Source organism: Pseudomonas sp. IT-P258, from assembly GCF_949767825.1.
In the GTDB taxonomy this organism is placed as follows: Bacteria; Pseudomonadota; Gammaproteobacteria; order Pseudomonadales; family Pseudomonadaceae; genus Aquipseudomonas; species Aquipseudomonas monachiensis.
Map to the genome: position 1 here is coordinate 277,116 of NZ_CATKPU010000021.1, position 15,612 is coordinate 292,727.

14 protein-coding genes are annotated in these 15,612 nt (G+C 60.2%); 9 read left to right on the forward strand and 5 right to left on the reverse strand.

Going from position 1 to position 15,612, the window contains the following annotated elements:
- Nucleotides 1-32 precede the first annotated feature (32 nt).
- On the reverse strand, nt 33-704 hold the full coding sequence (locus ACM6G4_RS08520) for a TetR/AcrR family transcriptional regulator (RefSeq protein ID WP_008048320.1): 672 nt from the start codon (nt 702-704) through the stop codon (nt 33-35).
- A gap of 145 nt (nt 705-849) precedes the next feature.
- On the opposite strand from ACM6G4_RS08520, the gene ACM6G4_RS08525 reads away from it, so the two are divergent.
- From ACM6G4_RS08525 to ACM6G4_RS08545, 5 genes are all read left to right on the forward strand, one after another.
- The gene (locus ACM6G4_RS08525) at nt 850-2,280 is read left to right on the forward strand and encodes a coniferyl aldehyde dehydrogenase (protein ID WP_056726468.1); all 1,431 of its coding nucleotides are present in this window, start codon (nt 850-852) and stop codon (nt 2,278-2,280) included.
- A 28-nt stretch (nt 2,281-2,308) separates the two neighbouring features.
- Nucleotides 2,309-2,854 (forward strand): twin-arginine translocation pathway signal protein, encoded by a 546-nt coding sequence (locus ACM6G4_RS08530; protein WP_414913472.1) that lies wholly within the window; start codon nt 2,309-2,311, stop codon nt 2,852-2,854.
- Nucleotides 2,855-2,932: 78 nt separating this feature from the next.
- Nucleotides 2,933-4,528 (forward strand): GMC family oxidoreductase N-terminal domain-containing protein, encoded by a 1,596-nt coding sequence (locus tag ACM6G4_RS08535; protein ID WP_414913473.1) that lies wholly within the window; start codon nt 2,933-2,935, stop codon nt 4,526-4,528.
- A 115-nt stretch (nt 4,529-4,643) separates the two neighbouring features.
- Nucleotides 4,644-5,123: a pantetheine-phosphate adenylyltransferase gene (gene coaD / locus ACM6G4_RS08540; protein ID WP_046039203.1), complete on the forward strand. Its 480-nt coding sequence runs from the start codon at nt 4,644-4,646 to the stop codon at nt 5,121-5,123.
- A gap of 148 nt (nt 5,124-5,271) precedes the next feature.
- Nucleotides 5,272-5,523, forward strand: coding sequence for a YfhL family 4Fe-4S dicluster ferredoxin (locus tag ACM6G4_RS08545; RefSeq protein ID WP_003195146.1), 252 nt, complete (start codon nt 5,272-5,274; stop codon nt 5,521-5,523).
- 136 nt (nt 5,524-5,659) lie between these two features.
- Here the strand turns inward: ACM6G4_RS08545 and mutM are convergent, their stop codons facing one another.
- The gene (mutM, locus tag ACM6G4_RS08550; protein WP_414913474.1) at nt 5,660-6,472 is read right to left on the reverse strand and encodes a bifunctional DNA-formamidopyrimidine glycosylase/DNA-(apurinic or apyrimidinic site) lyase; all 813 of its coding nucleotides are present in this window, start codon (nt 6,470-6,472) and stop codon (nt 5,660-5,662) included.
- Between the two features lie 42 nt (nt 6,473-6,514).
- Nucleotides 6,515-7,384 (reverse strand): HDOD domain-containing protein, encoded by an 870-nt coding sequence (locus ACM6G4_RS08555; protein ID WP_056726464.1) that lies wholly within the window; start codon nt 7,382-7,384, stop codon nt 6,515-6,517.
- 153 nt (nt 7,385-7,537) lie between these two features.
- On the opposite strand from ACM6G4_RS08555, the gene ACM6G4_RS08560 reads away from it, so the two are divergent.
- The 3 genes from ACM6G4_RS08560 to ilvD all read left to right on the forward strand — a co-directional run bounded on the left by ACM6G4_RS08560 (nt 7,538) and on the right by ilvD (nt 12,158).
- On the forward strand, nt 7,538-8,734 hold the full coding sequence (locus tag ACM6G4_RS08560; RefSeq protein ID WP_046039197.1) for a class I SAM-dependent rRNA methyltransferase: 1,197 nt from the start codon (nt 7,538-7,540) through the stop codon (nt 8,732-8,734).
- A gap of 134 nt (nt 8,735-8,868) precedes the next feature.
- On the forward strand, nt 8,869-10,062 hold the full coding sequence (locus tag ACM6G4_RS08565) for an MFS transporter (RefSeq protein WP_414913475.1): 1,194 nt from the start codon (nt 8,869-8,871) through the stop codon (nt 10,060-10,062).
- Nucleotides 10,063-10,316: 254 nt separating this feature from the next.
- Nucleotides 10,317-12,158, forward strand: coding sequence for a dihydroxy-acid dehydratase (ilvD, locus tag ACM6G4_RS08570; RefSeq protein ID WP_409078163.1), 1,842 nt, complete (start codon nt 10,317-10,319; stop codon nt 12,156-12,158).
- A gap of 85 nt (nt 12,159-12,243) precedes the next feature.
- On the opposite strand, the gene ACM6G4_RS08575 is transcribed toward ilvD, so the two are convergent.
- A complete protein-coding gene (locus ACM6G4_RS08575) occupies nt 12,244-13,299 on the reverse strand; it encodes a haloacid dehalogenase-like hydrolase (protein ID WP_414913476.1) in 1,056 nt (351 codons plus the stop codon).
- Between the two features lie 254 nt (nt 13,300-13,553).
- On the opposite strand from ACM6G4_RS08575, the gene ACM6G4_RS08580 reads away from it, so the two are divergent.
- Nucleotides 13,554-14,945 carry an L-cystine transporter gene (locus ACM6G4_RS08580; RefSeq protein ID WP_414913477.1) on the forward strand — a complete coding sequence of 464 codons (1,392 nt, stop codon included), beginning with the start codon at nt 13,554-13,556 and terminating at the stop codon, nt 14,943-14,945.
- A 115-nt stretch (nt 14,946-15,060) separates the two neighbouring features.
- Here the strand turns inward: ACM6G4_RS08580 and ACM6G4_RS08585 are convergent, their stop codons facing one another.
- On the reverse strand, nt 15,061-15,573 hold the full coding sequence (locus tag ACM6G4_RS08585) for a dihydrofolate reductase (protein WP_056726458.1): 513 nt from the start codon (nt 15,571-15,573) through the stop codon (nt 15,061-15,063).
- Nucleotides 15,574-15,612: the final 39 nt, after the last annotated feature.

Sequence of the window (15,612 nt, forward strand, 5' to 3'; positions counted from 1 at the left end):
AGCGGGCTCCTTTGAATAACTCGAACTTGATCCTACTGTACTTCTTCCAGCGCCTGGGCGAGGGGCACGTAAAACTCTTCGAACAAGGCGCTGACCGCATCGCGGGCCTCATCCGTGACGAACCCGGCTTCCAGCACCAGCACCTGATACACCCCGCGTTTAATGGCCTGTTCGCTCAAGTGGCTGGAGTTCTCCCGCGTGGTGCACAGGAAGCGCACCCAGGAAGTGAGGATGATCCAGGCATTGAGCGTCAGGGACTCGATCTGCACCTTGTCCATCTTCAGGATGCCGGCGGCGACGAAACCTTCGTAGATCGCCGAACCCTGGATCAGGCAGCGCTGGGAGAAGCGTCGATAGCGGTCGGCAAGGTCCGGATCGCTATCGAGCAGATGCTCGAGATCGCGATGCAGAAACCGGTAGCGCCACATCGCCGACAGCAGCTCCTTGAGGTAGAAGCGTTTGTCTTCCACCGTGGCGGCGCGGCCCTGGGGCGGGCGCAGGAAGCTGTCCACCAGGCTTTCGTACTCGCTGAACAGCACGGCGATGATCGCCTGCTTGTTCGGGAAGTGGTAGTACAGGTTGCCCGGGGAAATTTCCATGTGGGCAGCAATGTGGTTGGTGCTGATGCTGCGCTCGCCCTGCTGATTGAACAGCTCCAGGCTGTTCTGCACGATGCGCTCGCTGGTTTTGATCCGTGGGGCCATGGCTTGAGCTTTAATTCAGAGTGCGTTGACGGGCATCTTAGATCTATCCGCGAGCGGATAAAACCAAGCTGTTCCAGGATGTCATTTGACTTTTTAGAGCATAGACTCTAAAAAGTGCTTCATTACAATAAATCCGGAGCCGACCATGACTGCTGAAATTTCCTACCTGCAGAACCTACAGCAGCCGCTGGAAGAGCTTCAGGCCCTGTTCGACGCACAGCGTGCCGCCTACGCCGCCAACCCGATGCCACCGGCCGCGCAGCGCCAGCAATGGCTCAAGGCACTAAAGGATTTATTGAACAATGAACGCCAGGCCCTGATCGATGCGATCAGCCAGGACTTCAGCCATCGCAGCGCCGATGAAACCCTGCTCGCCGAACTGATGCCCAGCCTGCACGGCATCCATTACGCCAGCAAACACCTCAAGGGCTGGATGCGCGCCTCGCGACGCAAGGTGGGCGCCGCCTTCCAGCCGGCTTCGGCCAAAGTGGTTTACCAACCGCTGGGCGTGGTCGGGGTCATCGTGCCGTGGAACTATCCGCTGTACCTGGCCATCGGTCCGTTGGTCGGCGCGCTGTCGGCGGGCAATCGGGTAATGCTCAAACTCAGTGAGTCGACCCCCGCGACCGGCTTGCTGATGAAGCAACTGCTGGCGCGAATCTTCCCCGAAGACCTGGTTTGCGTGGTCCTGGGCGAGGCGGATATGGGCGTGGCGTTTTCACGCCTGCCGTTTGATCACCTGCTGTTCACCGGCGCCACCAGCATTGGCAAACACGTGATGCGCGCCGCTGCGGAAAACCTGACCCCGGTGACCCTGGAACTGGGCGGCAAGTCCCCGGCCATTGTTTCTCACGACGTGCCGCTCAAGGACGCCGCCGAGCGCATCGCCTTCGGCAAGACCCTGAATGCCGGCCAGACCTGCGTGGCCCCTGACTATGTGCTGGTGCCGGAGGATCGCGTCGGAAGTTTCGTCGAAGCCTATCGCACAGCCGTCCGCGGGTTCTATCCGACACTGGCCGACAACCCGGACTACACCGCGATCATCAATGAGCGACAACTGGCGCGTCTCAACGGTTACGTCAGCGACGCCACCAGCAAGGGTGCGCTGCTGATGCCGCTGTTCGACCAGGGCCAGGGCCGCCGCATGGGCCATAGCCTGCTGCTCAACGTCACGGACGAGATGACGGTGATGCAGGACGAAATCTTCGGGCCGCTGCTGCCGATCGTGCCGTATAAGGATCTGGACCAGGCATTTGCCTACATCAACCAGCGCCCTCGCCCACTGGCGCTGTATTACTTCGGCTACGACAAGCGCGAACAACAGCGCGTGCTGCACGAAACCCATTCCGGCGGCGTGTGCCTGAACGACACCCTGCTGCACGTCGCCCAGGACGACATGCCGTTTGGCGGCATCGGTGCCTCGGGCATGGGCCACTACCACGGCCATGAAGGCTTCCTGACCTTCAGCAAGGCCAAAGGCGTGTTGATCAAACAACGGTTCAACGCCGCGAAGTTGATCTACCCGCCGTACGGCAAGTCGATTCAGAAGCTGATCCAGAAGCTGTTCATCCGCTAACGATCATCACCGTCGGGTAATAACAATAATGATCCCCAGCCTGTCCGATACACCCGCGCTGTCACGGCGCGGGCTGCTTAAATTCAGCCTCGGCGCCACAGCCTTCCTTGCCACCGCCGGGCTCGGAGCCAGCCTCAGCGGTTGCTCGTCGAGCGTTCCGGCCAATGGTTTTGTCACGTTGCGCAGCGGCGACCTGCTGTTCTTGCGGGCATTGATTCCGGTCATGCTCGAGGGTGCCGCGATCACCGAACGGATGCCCGAGGCTGTCGAGGGCACACTGAAAAGCCTGGACTACAACCTCGCCCACCTGTCGCCGGAGATGCTCAAGCTGACCCAGCAACTGTTCGATGTGCTGGGCATGGCCGTGACCCGCGGACCGCTGACCGGGATCTGGGGCAGCTGGGAAAATGCCAGCGCCGATGATATCCGGCAGTTTCTGAACCGCTGGGAAAACAGCTCGTTGAGCCTGTTGCGCATGGGCCACAGTTCCTTGCTGCAACTGGTGATGATGGCCTGGTACGGCCGCAAGGAATCGTGGGCGCATTGCGGGTATCCCGGGCCGCCTACGGTCTGAAATCGAGTCGCCCCTATCGCGAGCAGGCTCGCTCCCACACTTGACCCTGTACCTCAATAATAAAAAGAGAACCCGAAGATGCCCGTACCCGATCCGTTCCGCGAAGGCATGGCCCGAGGCTGGAAAACCTACAACGGCTCGCAACTGACCCAGGACCTGACACTCGAAGCGGACGTGGCGATCATCGGCAGCGGTGCCGGCGGCGGCACCACCGCCGAAATCCTCAGTGCCGCCGGCTACAAGGTGCTGCTGATCGAGGAAGGCCCGCTCAAGACCAGCAGCGACTTCAAGCTGCTGGAAGACCAGGCCTACGCCAGCCTTTACCAGGAAGGCATCGGCCGCATGAGCAAGGACGGCGCGATCACCATCCTCCAGGGCCGGGCAGTGGGCGGTACCACGCTGATCAACTGGACTTCCAGTTTCCGCACTCCGGAGCCGACCCTGGAACACTGGGCCAAAGAGCACAACGTCAAGGGCCACAGCCCGGCGGAAATGGCGCCGTGGTTCGAGAAAATGGAGCAACGCCTGGGCGTCGCGCCGTGGATGGTGCCACCCAACGCCAACAACGATGTGATCCGCAAGGGCTGCGAAGCACTGAATTACTCATGGCACGTCATCCCGCGCAACGTTCGCGGCTGCTGGAACCTCGGCTACTGCGGCATGGGCTGCCCGACCAACGCCAAGCAATCGATGATGGTCACCACCATTCCAGCAACCCTGGAAAAAGGCGGCGAGCTGCTTTACCTGGCCCGCGCCGAAAAACTCAACATCAGCGGCGACAAGGTCCTCGGCCTGCAATGTTCGGCGATGGATGAACGCTGCGTCGCACCGACCGGACGCACCATCACGGTCAAGGCGCGGCATTTCGTGCTGGCCGGTGGCGGCATCAACAGCCCGGCCCTGCTGATGCGTTCCGGAGCACCCGATCCGCACAAGCGCCTGGGCAAACGCACATTCCTGCACCCGGTGAACATGTCCGCTGCGTTGTTCGACGAAGTGGTCAACCCTTTCTACGGCGCGCCGCAGTCGATCTATTCCGACCATTTCCAGTGGCAGGACGGCACCACGGGCAAGATGTCCTACAAACTGGAAGTCCCGCCCCTGCATCCGGCACTGGCCACGACACTGCTCGGTGGTTTCGGCCAGGAAAACTCGCAGCACATGGCCAATCTGGCCCATACCCACGCCATGCTGGCGTTGCTGCGGGACGGTTTTCACCCGGACAGCCCCGGTGGCAGCGTCGAATTGCGCAGCGATGACACGCCGGTGCTGGATTACCAGCTATCACCCTACGCCTGGGATGGATTGCGTCGGGCGTTCCATACCATGGCCGAGATCCAGTTTGCCGGTGGCGCCAAGGCCGTGATGCCGATGCACGCCGACGCCCGCTACGTGAAGACCCTCGCCGAAGCGCGCACGCTGATCGACAGCCTGAGCCTGGAGTTGTATCGCACACGCCTGGGCAGTGCCCATGTGATGGGCGGTTGCGCCATGGGAGAAGACCCGACAATCGCGGTGACCGACAGCCTCGGCCGACATCACCAACTGGGCAATCTGTCGATTCACGACGGCTCGCTGTTCCCCACCAGCATTGGCGCCAATCCGCAGTTGTCGGTCTACGGACTGACGGCACAACTGGCGACTTCCCTGGCCGAACGTTTAAAAAATCCATGAAAATGACGAATATTCCCATCGTCTATAGTGCTTTCTTACCCAACAGGCGACTTGGCCGACCGGGAAGGCTGCGATACCATCCGACTCCCCAACGGATTCCCGCCAGGACGACGCGATGAACCGAGTGTTGTACCCAGGTACCTTCGACCCTATTACCAAGGGCCATGGCGATCTGGTCGAACGCGCCTCGCGCCTGTTCGATCACGTGATCATCGCCGTCGCCGCGAGCCCGAAGAAAAACCCGCTGTTTCCTCTGGAACAACGGGTAGAACTGGCGCGCGAGGTCACTAAACATCTGCCGAACGTTGAAGTCGTCGGCTTCTCGACGCTGTTGGCGCACTTCGCCAAAGAGAAGAACGCCAATGTGTTCCTGCGTGGCTTGCGTGCGGTGTCGGACTTCGAATACGAATTCCAGCTGGCCAACATGAACCGCCAGTTGGCGCCGGACGTGGAAAGCCTGTTCCTGACCCCGTCCGAGCGTTATTCGTTCATTTCCTCGACGCTGGTCCGTGAAATTGCAGCCTTGGGCGGCGATATCACCAAGTTCGTGCACCCTGTGGTGGCGGATGCACTGACCGAACGCTTCAAGAAGTAGGAGCTGGCGCAGACTGCGATCTTTTCAGCTTTCGCAGCCTGCACCTTTCTGCACTTGATCGCGCCCGCGTGCACTGCGGGCGCCAATGCGGCACAATTGTGCGCATTGGTTTATTGCGCCCGGGCTTGCCGCCCCGGCTGGAGTTAGCATGTCCCTGATCATCACCGACGATTGCATCAACTGCGACGTCTGCGAACCCGAGTGCCCGAACGCCGCCATTTCCCAAGGCGAAGAGATCTACGTGATCGACCCGAACCTGTGCACCCAGTGTGTCGGCCACTACGACGAACCGCAGTGCCAGCAGGTTTGCCCGGTGGATTGCATTCCACTGGACGAAGCTCATCCGGAGACTGAAGAGCAGTTGATGGAGAAGTACCGGAAAATTACCGGGAAGGCTTAAGCCATTCGGCGCCTGTCAGGACGCCTTCGCGAGCTAGCCCGCTCCCACAGGGGTTTTGTGAACGACGCAGATCCAGTGTGGGAGCGGGCTTGCTCGCGAAGGCGTCATCAGCCTCACTGAAAATCTAACTGACGTATCAGCTCTGACAACGCGGGCAAAACACGCTGGCGCGCTGCCCGAGCTTCACTTCCCGCAAGCCCGTGCCACAGACCTTGCAATGTTCACCGCCACGGCCGTACACGAACAGTTCCTGCTGGAAATAACCAGGCTGACCATCACCGCCGATAAAGTCCCGCAACGTTGTACCGCCGCGTTCGATGGCGGCGGCCAGGATGCGCTTGATCTCGATGGCCAGCTTCAAGTAACGCGCACGGGAAATGCTCTTGGCTTCGCGGCGCGGATCGATCCCGGCGGCGAACAACGCTTCAGTCGCGTAGATATTGCCCACGCCCACCACCACCGCGTTGTCCATGATGAACGGCTTGACCGCCATCGAACGTCCGCGGGACTGCTGGAACAGACGCTCACCGTCGAACAGGTCGGTCAGTGGCTCAGGGCCCAGGCGGATCAGCAATTCGTGATTGAACGGGTCGAGGCTCCAGAGCATTGCGCCGAAGCGTCGCGGGTCGGTGTAACGCAGGGCCAGGCCCGACTCCAGTTCGATGTCCACATGCTCATGCTTGACCGCCGGCAGCCCGGCTTCCACCAGCCGCAAATTGCCTGACATACCCAAATGGCTGATCAAGGTGCCGACTTCGGCATTGATCAGCAGGTACTTGGCGCGTCGTTCCACCAGCACGATGCGCTGCCCGGACAACCGCACATCGAGGTCTTCGGGAATTGGCCAGCGTAAGCGCCGGTCACGCACGATCACCCGGCTGACACGCTGACCCTCCAGGTACGGCGCGATGCCGCGACGGGTGGTTTCGACTTCTGGCAATTCAGGCATGGTGCTCTCGGCTCAGGCGCATGGCCTGGAAGGTTCCGACACTCAGCGATGAGTGCCGAGGTCGCGGATCGTCTGCTTGAGGGTCTCGAAGTCGTAGTCCGAGAGGCCGACATAATCGAGCACCAGCGGCGCGATGCTGTTCCACTCGTGATCTTCGGTCTGATTGCCCAGCACCCGGTACGATGCGCAAATGTGCTCGGCCATCTTCAGGATCGCCAACAGGTTCTTCAACGAACTGTTGCGCGAAGATTCATCGCTGAAGATCGCCAGGGCATTGTGGTGATTGGCGATCGCCGCGCTCACGTGTTCCGGCAGGCGCCAGGACTTGGCCGTGTAATACCCGACCACCGAGTGATTGGTATTGAACACCTGGTTCTCCGTGTCCACCACCCGGCATTCGGCGCTGGCGTTGGCATAGGCCTGCTCCAGAACGCCCATGTAGTCGGGGAAGCGCTGGAGCATCAAGGGCACGCCGCAATCGTGGAACAGGCCCAGGGCATAGGCTTCATCGCCGTTCTCTATGCCGATGCGCTTGGCCAGGGTCAGGCAGGTCATGGCCACGTCCTGAGCGGTGTCCCAGAAACGGTTCAGGGTGACAATGGTGTCGTCATTCATCTCGCCCTTGATCGACTGCGCATTGATCAGGTTGATGACCGAACGGCTGCCCAGCAGATTCACCGCGCGCTGGATCGAAGCAATCTTGTTGCTCAGCCCGTAATACGGCGAATTGACGATCTTCAGCAGGGACCCGGAAAGTCCCGGATCCTGGGAGATCAGTTTGGCAATGACTTCCAGGTCCGGATCGGGCATGTATTGCTCCATCTGCAAATCCACCATGATTTGCGGCTGGGCCGGTACGCTGATGCCCTGCAGGGCTTGTTGGATCTGTTCGGAAGTCAGCTCTTGGGACATTTGTGCACACTCTGGGTCAGACGGTGATTCTAACCTTTATGAAGTTGGATCCGACATACCAAATCGCAAGACAACCCTCGCCACATGTCCACTTGCAGGCCAATCCTGGGGCTCAACACGCTATACTCCCGCTCTTTTTTCCGGAGCGACGACATGTCCCTGCCTAGCCTGCGCCTCAAAGCCAACGCCGACCGTCGTCTGCGCAACGGTCACTTGTGGGTCTACAGCAACGAAATCGATGTAGCCGCAACGCCTTTGCACGGTTTCAAGGCCGGCGACCAGGCGATCCTCGAAGCCGCCGGCGGCAAGCCGCTGGGCATCGTTGCCATGAGCCCGAACAACCTGATCTGCGCCCGTGTGCTGTCGCGCGACATCAAGTTGCCGCTGGACAAGTCGCTGCTGGTGCACCGCCTGAACGTGGCCCTGTCCCTGCGCGATCGTCTGTTCGACAAGCCGTTCTACCGCCTGGTCTACGGTGATTCCGACCTGCTGCCAGGCCTGGTGGTCGACCGTTTCGGCGACATCCTGGTGGTACAGATCGCCTCGGCGACCATGGAAGCCCATAAAGACGACGTGATTGCAGCGCTGACCCAAGTGCTCAAGCCGAGCGGCATCCTGTTCAAGAACGACTCCGCTGCCCGTGACGCCGAAGGCCTCACCCGCTACGTAGAAACCGTATTCGGCCTGGTGCCGGAGTGGGTTGCCCTCGAAGAGAACGGCGTGAAATTCGAAGCCCCGGTCATCCAGGGTCAGAAAACCGGCTGGTTCTACGACCACCGCATGAACCGCGCACGCCTGGCGCCGTACGCCAAAGGCAAACGCGTGCTCGACCTCTACAGCTACATCGGCGGCTGGGGCGTGCAGGCTGCCGCGTTCGGCGCCAGTGAAGTGTTCTGCGTCGACGCTTCGGCCTTCGCCCTCGACGGTGTCGAGCGCAACGCCGCGCTGAACGGCTTCGCCGAGAAAATGACCTGCATCGAAGGCGACGTGTTCGAAGCCCTCAAAGAGCTGAAAGCCAGCGAGGAACGCTTCGACGTGATCGTGGCCGACCCGCCGGCGTTCATCAAGCGCAAGAAAGACATGAAGAACGGCGAAGGCGCCTACCGCCGCCTGAACGAACAAGCCATGCGCCTGCTCACCAAGGACGGCATCCTGGTCAGCGCATCGTGCTCGATGCACCTGCCGGAAGACGACCTGCAGAACATTCTGCTGACCAGCGCCCGTCACCTGGACCGCAACATTCAGATACTGGAACGTGGTGGTCAAGGTCCGGATCATCCAGTGCACCCGGCCATTGCCGAGACGCGGTACATCAAGAGCATTACTTGCCGGTTGTTGCCTAACAGCTAACCAAAACCTGCGTGCAGGAGCGAGTCAGCTCGCTCCTACAACAGTTTCAGAAAAGTCCCGCGCCACCTGCATTGACTTGCAACCGCATCAAATCAACTCTCGTCTCCCCCTTCACGGACCGAGCGCGTTGATTGATGACCAACACCCTGCATGCCAAAGAAAAGTCGTCGTTCATCCTGCTGCTGATGGCCATGACGCTGCTCGCCGTTTTCCCTCTCGACGTGGTCCTTCCCTCCTTCCCCGCCCTTTCCGACCACTTTCGTACCACACCTTCCGATATCGCCCTGTCCGTCAGCATCTTTGCCATCGGCCTGGCGTGCTCACTGCTGCTGATCGGGCCGTTGTCCGACATGTTCGGCCGCAAAAAGCTGTTACTGGGGGGGATGGCACTTGCCGCGGTGGGAGCAACAGGTTGCCTGTTCGCCACCGATTTCACCTGGTTTTTGGGCTTTCGAGTGGTTCAGGCAGTGGGCTGCGGATCGTTTGCCTTGTCTCAGGCATTGATCCAGGATCTATTCAGCGGCCGCGAGCTGGAACGACTGCGCATCTGGACGACGACCGCCGGCGGGATTTTCATCTCCAGTTCTCCGCTGATGGGTACATGGTTGCAGTTGCATCTGGATTGGCAGGGCAGCTTTTATGTATTCATCACCCTGGCAGTCATTGTCTGGCTGAGATCGTGGTTCCTGCTAAAAGAAAGCCGAAGTAGCGAGCGGCAGTCCCGGCGATTTTTCGGCGCGTACTGGATGCTCCTTTCCGACATCCGATTTACCGGCTACTGGCTGATCTCTGCCCTCGCCTTCGCCTGCCATTTTTCGTTCATCGTCATTTCGCCGATCATTTTCATGGAACACCTGGACCTTTCGGCCTATCAGTTCGCCTGGGCGCTGTTGCTGTATGGCTCGGCTTATGTAATCGGCGGGGTTGTTGCGAGCATCCTGCATCGCCATCTGGAAGGCTCCACGCAAATCATCACAGGCCTGGGCCTGATCGCCCTGTCGGGGCTGGTGATGCTCTGGCTGAACCTGCAATTCGGCCTGTCCGCCGCAACGGTGCTGATCCCCATGCTGATCTGCACTGCCGGCACCACCATTTCCCGGCCCATCGCCAACTCCAGGGCAATGGGCCTCTACCCGCAACATGCCGGTACCGCGACTTCTGCCGGCAGTCTGTTTATTTTCATGTGTGGCGGCCTGATCAGTGCCGTGATCAACATGGCCAGTGACCACCTGATTACTGCCCTTGCAGTGTGCTTTTTGATTCTGAGTGCCATGGGGGCAGGGCTGAACACTGTGATCAATCAGCGCCACCCCATCCGCGAGGCATGACGCCGAGAGTTTGCCCACACGTCATGTGAACGCTCTCTCCATGCTTGCGAGCATTCCCTCCAGCCGCCAGCCGTGTAGAATCGCGAACATTCATCGCCAGTCATCCCCGGCGGGTTTATGAGCTCAAGCTGAAGCGCGCGGCGATCCCGCAAAGTTATCGGCAACTTCCGGACACGCGGCCATTTCTGAGTGTTCCAGACGTCAATAGAAGCTCACTTCCCTTTTGATACCTGATTAGCCGCCCGGAGTGCTTCATGCCTGATTACCGCTCGAAAACATCCACCCACGGCCGCAACATGGCCGGTGCCCGCGCACTGTGGCGCGCCACGGGGATGAAAGATGACGACTTCAAGAAGCCGATCATCGCCATTGCCAACTCGTTCACCCAGTTCGTACCGGGTCACGTACACCTCAAGGACCTGGGCCAACTGGTCGCCCGCGAGATCGAACGCGCTGGTGGCGTGGCGAAGGAATTCAACACCATCGCTGTCGATGACGGCATCGCCATGGGCCACGACGGCATGCTCTATTCGCTGCCGAGCCGCGAGATCATCGCCGACTCCGTCGAGTACATGGTCAACGCCCACTGCGCCGACGCGATCGTCTGCATCTCCAACTGCGACAAGATCACCCCCGGCATGTTGATGGCGTCCCTGCGCCTGAACATCCCGGTGATCTTCGTCTCCGGCGGCCCGATGGAAGCCGGCAAGACCAAACTTGCCTCCCACGGCCTCGACCTGGTCGACGCCATGGTGATCGCCGCCGACTCCAGCGCTTCTGACGAGAAAGTCGCCGAGTACGAGCGCAGCGCCTGCCCGACCTGCGGTTCGTGCTCCGGCATGTTCACCGCCAACTCGATGAACTGCCTGGTCGAAGCCCTGGGCCTGGCATTGCCGGGCAACGGTTCGACCCTGGCCACCCACAGCGACCGCGAGCAGCTGTTCCTGCAGGCCGGCCGCACCATCGTCGAGCTGTGCAAGCGTTACTACGGCGAGAACGACGAGTCGGTACTGCCGCGCAACATCGCCAACTTCCAGGCGTTCGAAAACGCCATGACCCTGGACATCGCCATGGGCGGTTCCACCAACACCATCCTGCACTTGCTGGCCGCCGCCCAGGAAGCCGAGATCGATTTCGACCTGCGCGACATCGACCGTCTGTCCCGTCACGTGCCGCAACTGTGCAAGGTCGCGCCGAACATCCAGAAGTACCACATGGAAGACGTGCACCGTGCCGGCGGGATTTTCAGTATCCTCGGTTCGCTGGCCCGTGGCGGCTTGCTGCATACCCAGCTGCCGACCGTGCACAGCCGCAGCATGGAAGAAGCCATCGCCAAGTGGGACATCACCCAGACCACCGACGAAGCCGTGCACCACTTCTTCAAGGCCGGTCCTGCGGGCATCCCGACGCAAACAGCGTTCAGCCAGTCGACCCGTTGGGAAACCCTGGACGACGACCGTGAAAACGGCTGCATCCGCAGTGTCGAGCACGCGTACTCGCAAGAAGGCGGCCTGGCCGTTCTCTACGGCAACATCGCTCTTGACGGTTGCGTGGTGAAAACCGCTGGTGTCGACGAGTCGATCCACGTGTTCGAAGGCAACGCCAAGATCTTCGAAAGCCAGGACAGCGCCGTGCGCGGCATCCTTGCTGACGAAGTGAAAGAAGGCGACATCGTCATCATTCGCTACGAAGGCCCGAAAGGCGGCCCGGGCATGCAGGAAATGCTCTACCCGACTTCGTACCTGAAATCCAAAGGCCTGGGCAAAGCCTGCGCCCTGCTCACCGACGGCCGTTTCTCCGGCGGCACCTCGGGCCTGTCCATCGGCCATGCTTCGCCTGAAGCCGCTGCCGGCGGCGCAATCGGCCTGGTGCAGAACGGCGACAAAGTGCTGATCGACATTCCGAACCGCTCGATCAACCTGTTGGTCAGCGATGAAGAACTGGCTGCACGCCGGGTTGAGCAGGACAAGAAAGGCTGGAAGCCGGTGGAAGTGCGTCCGCGCAAAGTGACCACTGCGCTGAAAGCCTATGCCCTGCTGGCCACCAGTGCCGACAAGGGTGCTGTGCGTAACAAGGCGATGCTCGACGGGCTCTGAGTTTTAACCGTCGAACATGAAAATGCCCCGCCAAGTGCGGGGCATTTTTATTATCAACTCGGTCAACTGTGGGAGCGGTGTCGTCTTACTGGATATCTTCCGGCTTGACGATCACCCAGTTCTTGTCAGCCGTCACCGTCAACCCTTCCTTGGCCTGGGCCGCGGCGTTCTTGGCCATCATGCCCTGGATCTGGGTCATGTACTTGTCCTTGCGGTTGATCCACAGGTGGATGCCGCCCTTGGCCACGTCAACACTGTGGAACAGCATGTAGCCGTCACTGGTCGGGGTATCGCCGCCGACCAGTACCGGTTTTTTCCATTCATCGATGTAGGTCAGGATTGCCGCGTGCTTGCCGGCCATCCAGGTTGCCGGGGTCCACAGGTACGGGGTCAGTTCGAGGCCGAGGTTGGCCTTCTCGTCATACTTGCCGGCGGTGACCTGCTTGCGCGCGGTAGTCAGCTCGCCAGTTTTCGGGTCCTTGAGCAGCAGTGACACACCGATCACGTTCTGCGGTTTGACGTTGTAGCCGTACTTCGGATCGGACGCGACCATGCGCACCAGTTCCTCGGAGGCAGCGGTCATCACGTAGACCTCGATGCCGTTCTCCATCAGCTTGTTGTAGAGCTCTTGCTGGCCAGTGAAGATCTTCGGCGGGTTGACGTCGAGTTTCTTGACCACGTCGCCTTCGTAATAGGTGGCCGGCACCGGTTTGCCCGACGCCATCATCTCGTCGACGTAACCCTTGAGCTCCTTGAGCGTAAAGCCGGAGAACACCTGGGCGACCCATGGATAGCAAACCATGTCGTCGACTTCACAGAGGCGGTAGTAGTAGCTGAACAGGCTTTCCTTGTGGTCGGCGGTGTCCTTGAACGGCATCAGTTTCAGGGAGGGATCGAGCTTGTCGCGGGTGATCAGGCCCTTGTTCTCCATGAACGGCAGCAACGACTCTTCGAGGTCGTAGCGGTAACTGGTGTTGTCCATGTCGAACACCGCGTAGTTACCCTTGTTGGCGTTGGCGGCGATCATCGCCTCCAGCGCCTTGGCCTGATCGGCGGGCCAGTGTTTCAGATCCGTTGCAAGCACCTGGCCGGCAAGGCCCAGGCAAAGTGCTGCAGCCAGCAATTTCGGTGCGAACTTCATTGGCATGCTTCCCTTATAAAAAGACCCTGAATAAAGGAGATCGACGCTAACAAATAAGTGTGACAGTCCCCGTCTGTCAGCGACCGCCTGCGTCCCTTTCGCGCCAGCTGCATTTCTGACAGCGACATCGGCTTATTCCAAAAACGACGGAAACCATGCGTTTTTGATATTAATTCATTAGTTTTCAAGCTGTTAGGCTTGCCGGTTCGCAGCTGTCCTGGAAGGCAGTTGGCAAAAGTCTAATGGGAGTTCCAATGAATCTGCCGCTGATTCTCAATCTGCTGGTGTTCCTCGCCCTGCTCCTTGGCTTGGCGCAAACCCGCCACACCACCTGGAGCCTGGCGAAAAAAGTCCTGCTCGCACTGGTGCTGGGCGTGGCGTTCGGCGTGGCCTTGCACACCGTTTACGGTGCCGGCAACCCGGTCCTCAAAACCTCGATCGGATGGTTCGATCTGGTGGGCAACGGTTATGTGCAACTGCTGCAAATGATCGTGATCCCGCTGGTGTTCGCCTCGATCCTCAGCGCCGTGGCCCGCCTGCACAACGCCTCATCGCTGGGCAAGATCAGCTTCCTGACCATCGGCACGCTGCTGTTCACCACGGCCATCGCGGCCTTGATCGGCATCGGTCTGACCAACCTGTTCGGCCTGAGCGCCGAAGGCCTGGTGGCCGGTACCCAGGAAATGGCGCGCCTGCAAACCATCCAGACCGACTACGCCGGCAAGGTCGCCGACCTGAATGTGCCGCAGCTGTTGCTGTCGTTCATTCCGCAAAACCCGTTCGCCGATCTGGCGCGGGCCAAGCCGACGTCGATCATCAGCGTGGTGATCTTCGCCGCGTTCCTCGGTGTCGCGGCCCTGCAATTGCTCAAGGATGATGTCGAGAAAGGTCAGAAAGTGATCAACGCCATCGACACCCTGCAAGCCTGGGTGATGCGCCTGGTGCGCCTGGTGATGAAGCTGACCCCGTACGGTGTTCTGGCGCTGATGACCAAAGTGGTCGCCGGTTCGAACCTGCAAGACATCATCAAGCTCGGCAGTTTCGTGGTGGTGTCCTACATCGGCCTGGGCCTGATGTTCGTGGTACATGGCGTGCTGGTGTCGGCCGCCGGGATCAATCCGCTACGCTTCTTCCGCAAGATCTGGCCGGTGCTGACGTTTGCCTTCACCAGCCGTTCGAGCGCTGCGACGATTCCATTGAGCATCGAAGCGCAGACCAGTCGCCTGGGTATCCCGCAGTCCATCGCCAGTTTCGCCGCTTCGTTTGGCGCAACCATTGGCCAGAATGGTTGCGCCGGCCTGTACCCGGCGATGTTGGCGGTGATGGTGGCGCCGACCGTGGGCATCAACCCGCTGGACCCACTGTGGATCGCGACGCTGGTGGCGATTGTCACGCTGAGTTCGGCCGGTGTGGCCGGGGTTGGCGGCGGTGCGACCTTTGCGGCGTTGATCGTGTTGCCGGCGATGGGCTTGCCAGTGTCACTGGTGGCGTTGCTGATTTCGGTCGAGCCGCTGATTGATATGGGGCGTACGGCGTTGAACGTCAGTGGCTCGATGACGGCGGGGGCGATTACCAGTCAGGTGATGCAGCAGACTGATAAAGAATTGCTGGATGCGGATGAGCATTCGGAGTTGGCTCACGCGTAGGAGCTGCCGCAGGCTGCGATCTTTTCATGGCAAAGAAAGATCAAAAGATCGCAGGCTTCGCCAGCTCCTACAGTGAATGCGCTGATCCTGTAGGAGCTGCCGCTGGCTGCGATCTTTAGGCTTTTTCCCAGACTTCGAAGTTGTACGCCGGTTTGTCGCCTTCGGCCGGGTTCGGCACATTCGACACCAGTTTCCACTGGTTCAAATCAAACTCCGGAAACCACGCATCCCCTTCCGGGCTCAGCGCCACGCGGGTCAGGTACAACCGATCAGCCTGCGCCAACCCTTGCGCATACAACTGCGCCCCGCCAATCAGCATCAGCTCATCAACGCCCTGTTCCTTCGCCCATGCTTCGGCGCGAACCACAGCGGCTTCGAGCGACGGATAAACCTCCGCGCCTTCCAGCACCAGATCCGCCTGACGGCTGACCACGATGTTCAAACGGCCCGGCAACGGGCGACCGAGGGAATCCCAGGTCTTGCGACCCATGATGATCGGCTTTCCGAGCGTCGTGGCCTTGAAGTATTTGAAGTCCCCCGGCAAGTGCCAGGGCATGCTGTTGTCGACGCCGATCACACGGTTTTCACCGAGGGCTGCGATCAGGCTGAGGGGGAGTGATTTAGTCATGCCGGCGAGGATACCAGAGCCTCGCTTTCGCCGATAAGC

What these genes read in the sequence shown, in the direction of transcription:
- ACM6G4_RS08520 (WP_008048320.1), bottom strand. Translation starts at nt 704, where the DNA reads ATGGCCCCACGGATCAAAACCAGCGAGCGCATCGTGCAGAACAGCCTG.
- ACM6G4_RS08525 (WP_056726468.1), top strand. Translation starts at nt 850, where the DNA reads ATGACTGCTGAAATTTCCTACCTGCAGAACCTACAGCAGCCGCTGGAA.
- ACM6G4_RS08530 (WP_414913472.1), top strand. Translation starts at nt 2,309, where the DNA reads ATGATCCCCAGCCTGTCCGATACACCCGCGCTGTCACGGCGCGGGCTG.
- ACM6G4_RS08535 (WP_414913473.1), top strand. Translation starts at nt 2,933, where the DNA reads ATGCCCGTACCCGATCCGTTCCGCGAAGGCATGGCCCGAGGCTGGAAA.
- coaD (WP_046039203.1), top strand. Translation starts at nt 4,644, where the DNA reads ATGAACCGAGTGTTGTACCCAGGTACCTTCGACCCTATTACCAAGGGC.
- ACM6G4_RS08545 (WP_003195146.1), top strand. Translation starts at nt 5,272, where the DNA reads ATGTCCCTGATCATCACCGACGATTGCATCAACTGCGACGTCTGCGAA.
- mutM (WP_414913474.1), bottom strand. Translation starts at nt 6,472, where the DNA reads ATGCCTGAATTGCCAGAAGTCGAAACCACCCGTCGCGGCATCGCGCCG.
- ACM6G4_RS08555 (WP_056726464.1), bottom strand. Translation starts at nt 7,384, where the DNA reads ATGTCCCAAGAGCTGACTTCCGAACAGATCCAACAAGCCCTGCAGGGC.
- ACM6G4_RS08560 (WP_046039197.1), top strand. Translation starts at nt 7,538, where the DNA reads ATGTCCCTGCCTAGCCTGCGCCTCAAAGCCAACGCCGACCGTCGTCTG.
- ACM6G4_RS08565 (WP_414913475.1), top strand. Translation starts at nt 8,869, where the DNA reads ATGACCAACACCCTGCATGCCAAAGAAAAGTCGTCGTTCATCCTGCTG.
- ilvD (WP_409078163.1), top strand. Translation starts at nt 10,317, where the DNA reads ATGCCTGATTACCGCTCGAAAACATCCACCCACGGCCGCAACATGGCC.
- ACM6G4_RS08575 (WP_414913476.1), bottom strand. Translation starts at nt 13,299, where the DNA reads ATGAAGTTCGCACCGAAATTGCTGGCTGCAGCACTTTGCCTGGGCCTT.
- ACM6G4_RS08580 (WP_414913477.1), top strand. Translation starts at nt 13,554, where the DNA reads ATGAATCTGCCGCTGATTCTCAATCTGCTGGTGTTCCTCGCCCTGCTC.
- ACM6G4_RS08585 (WP_056726458.1), bottom strand. Translation starts at nt 15,573, where the DNA reads ATGACTAAATCACTCCCCCTCAGCCTGATCGCAGCCCTCGGTGAAAAC.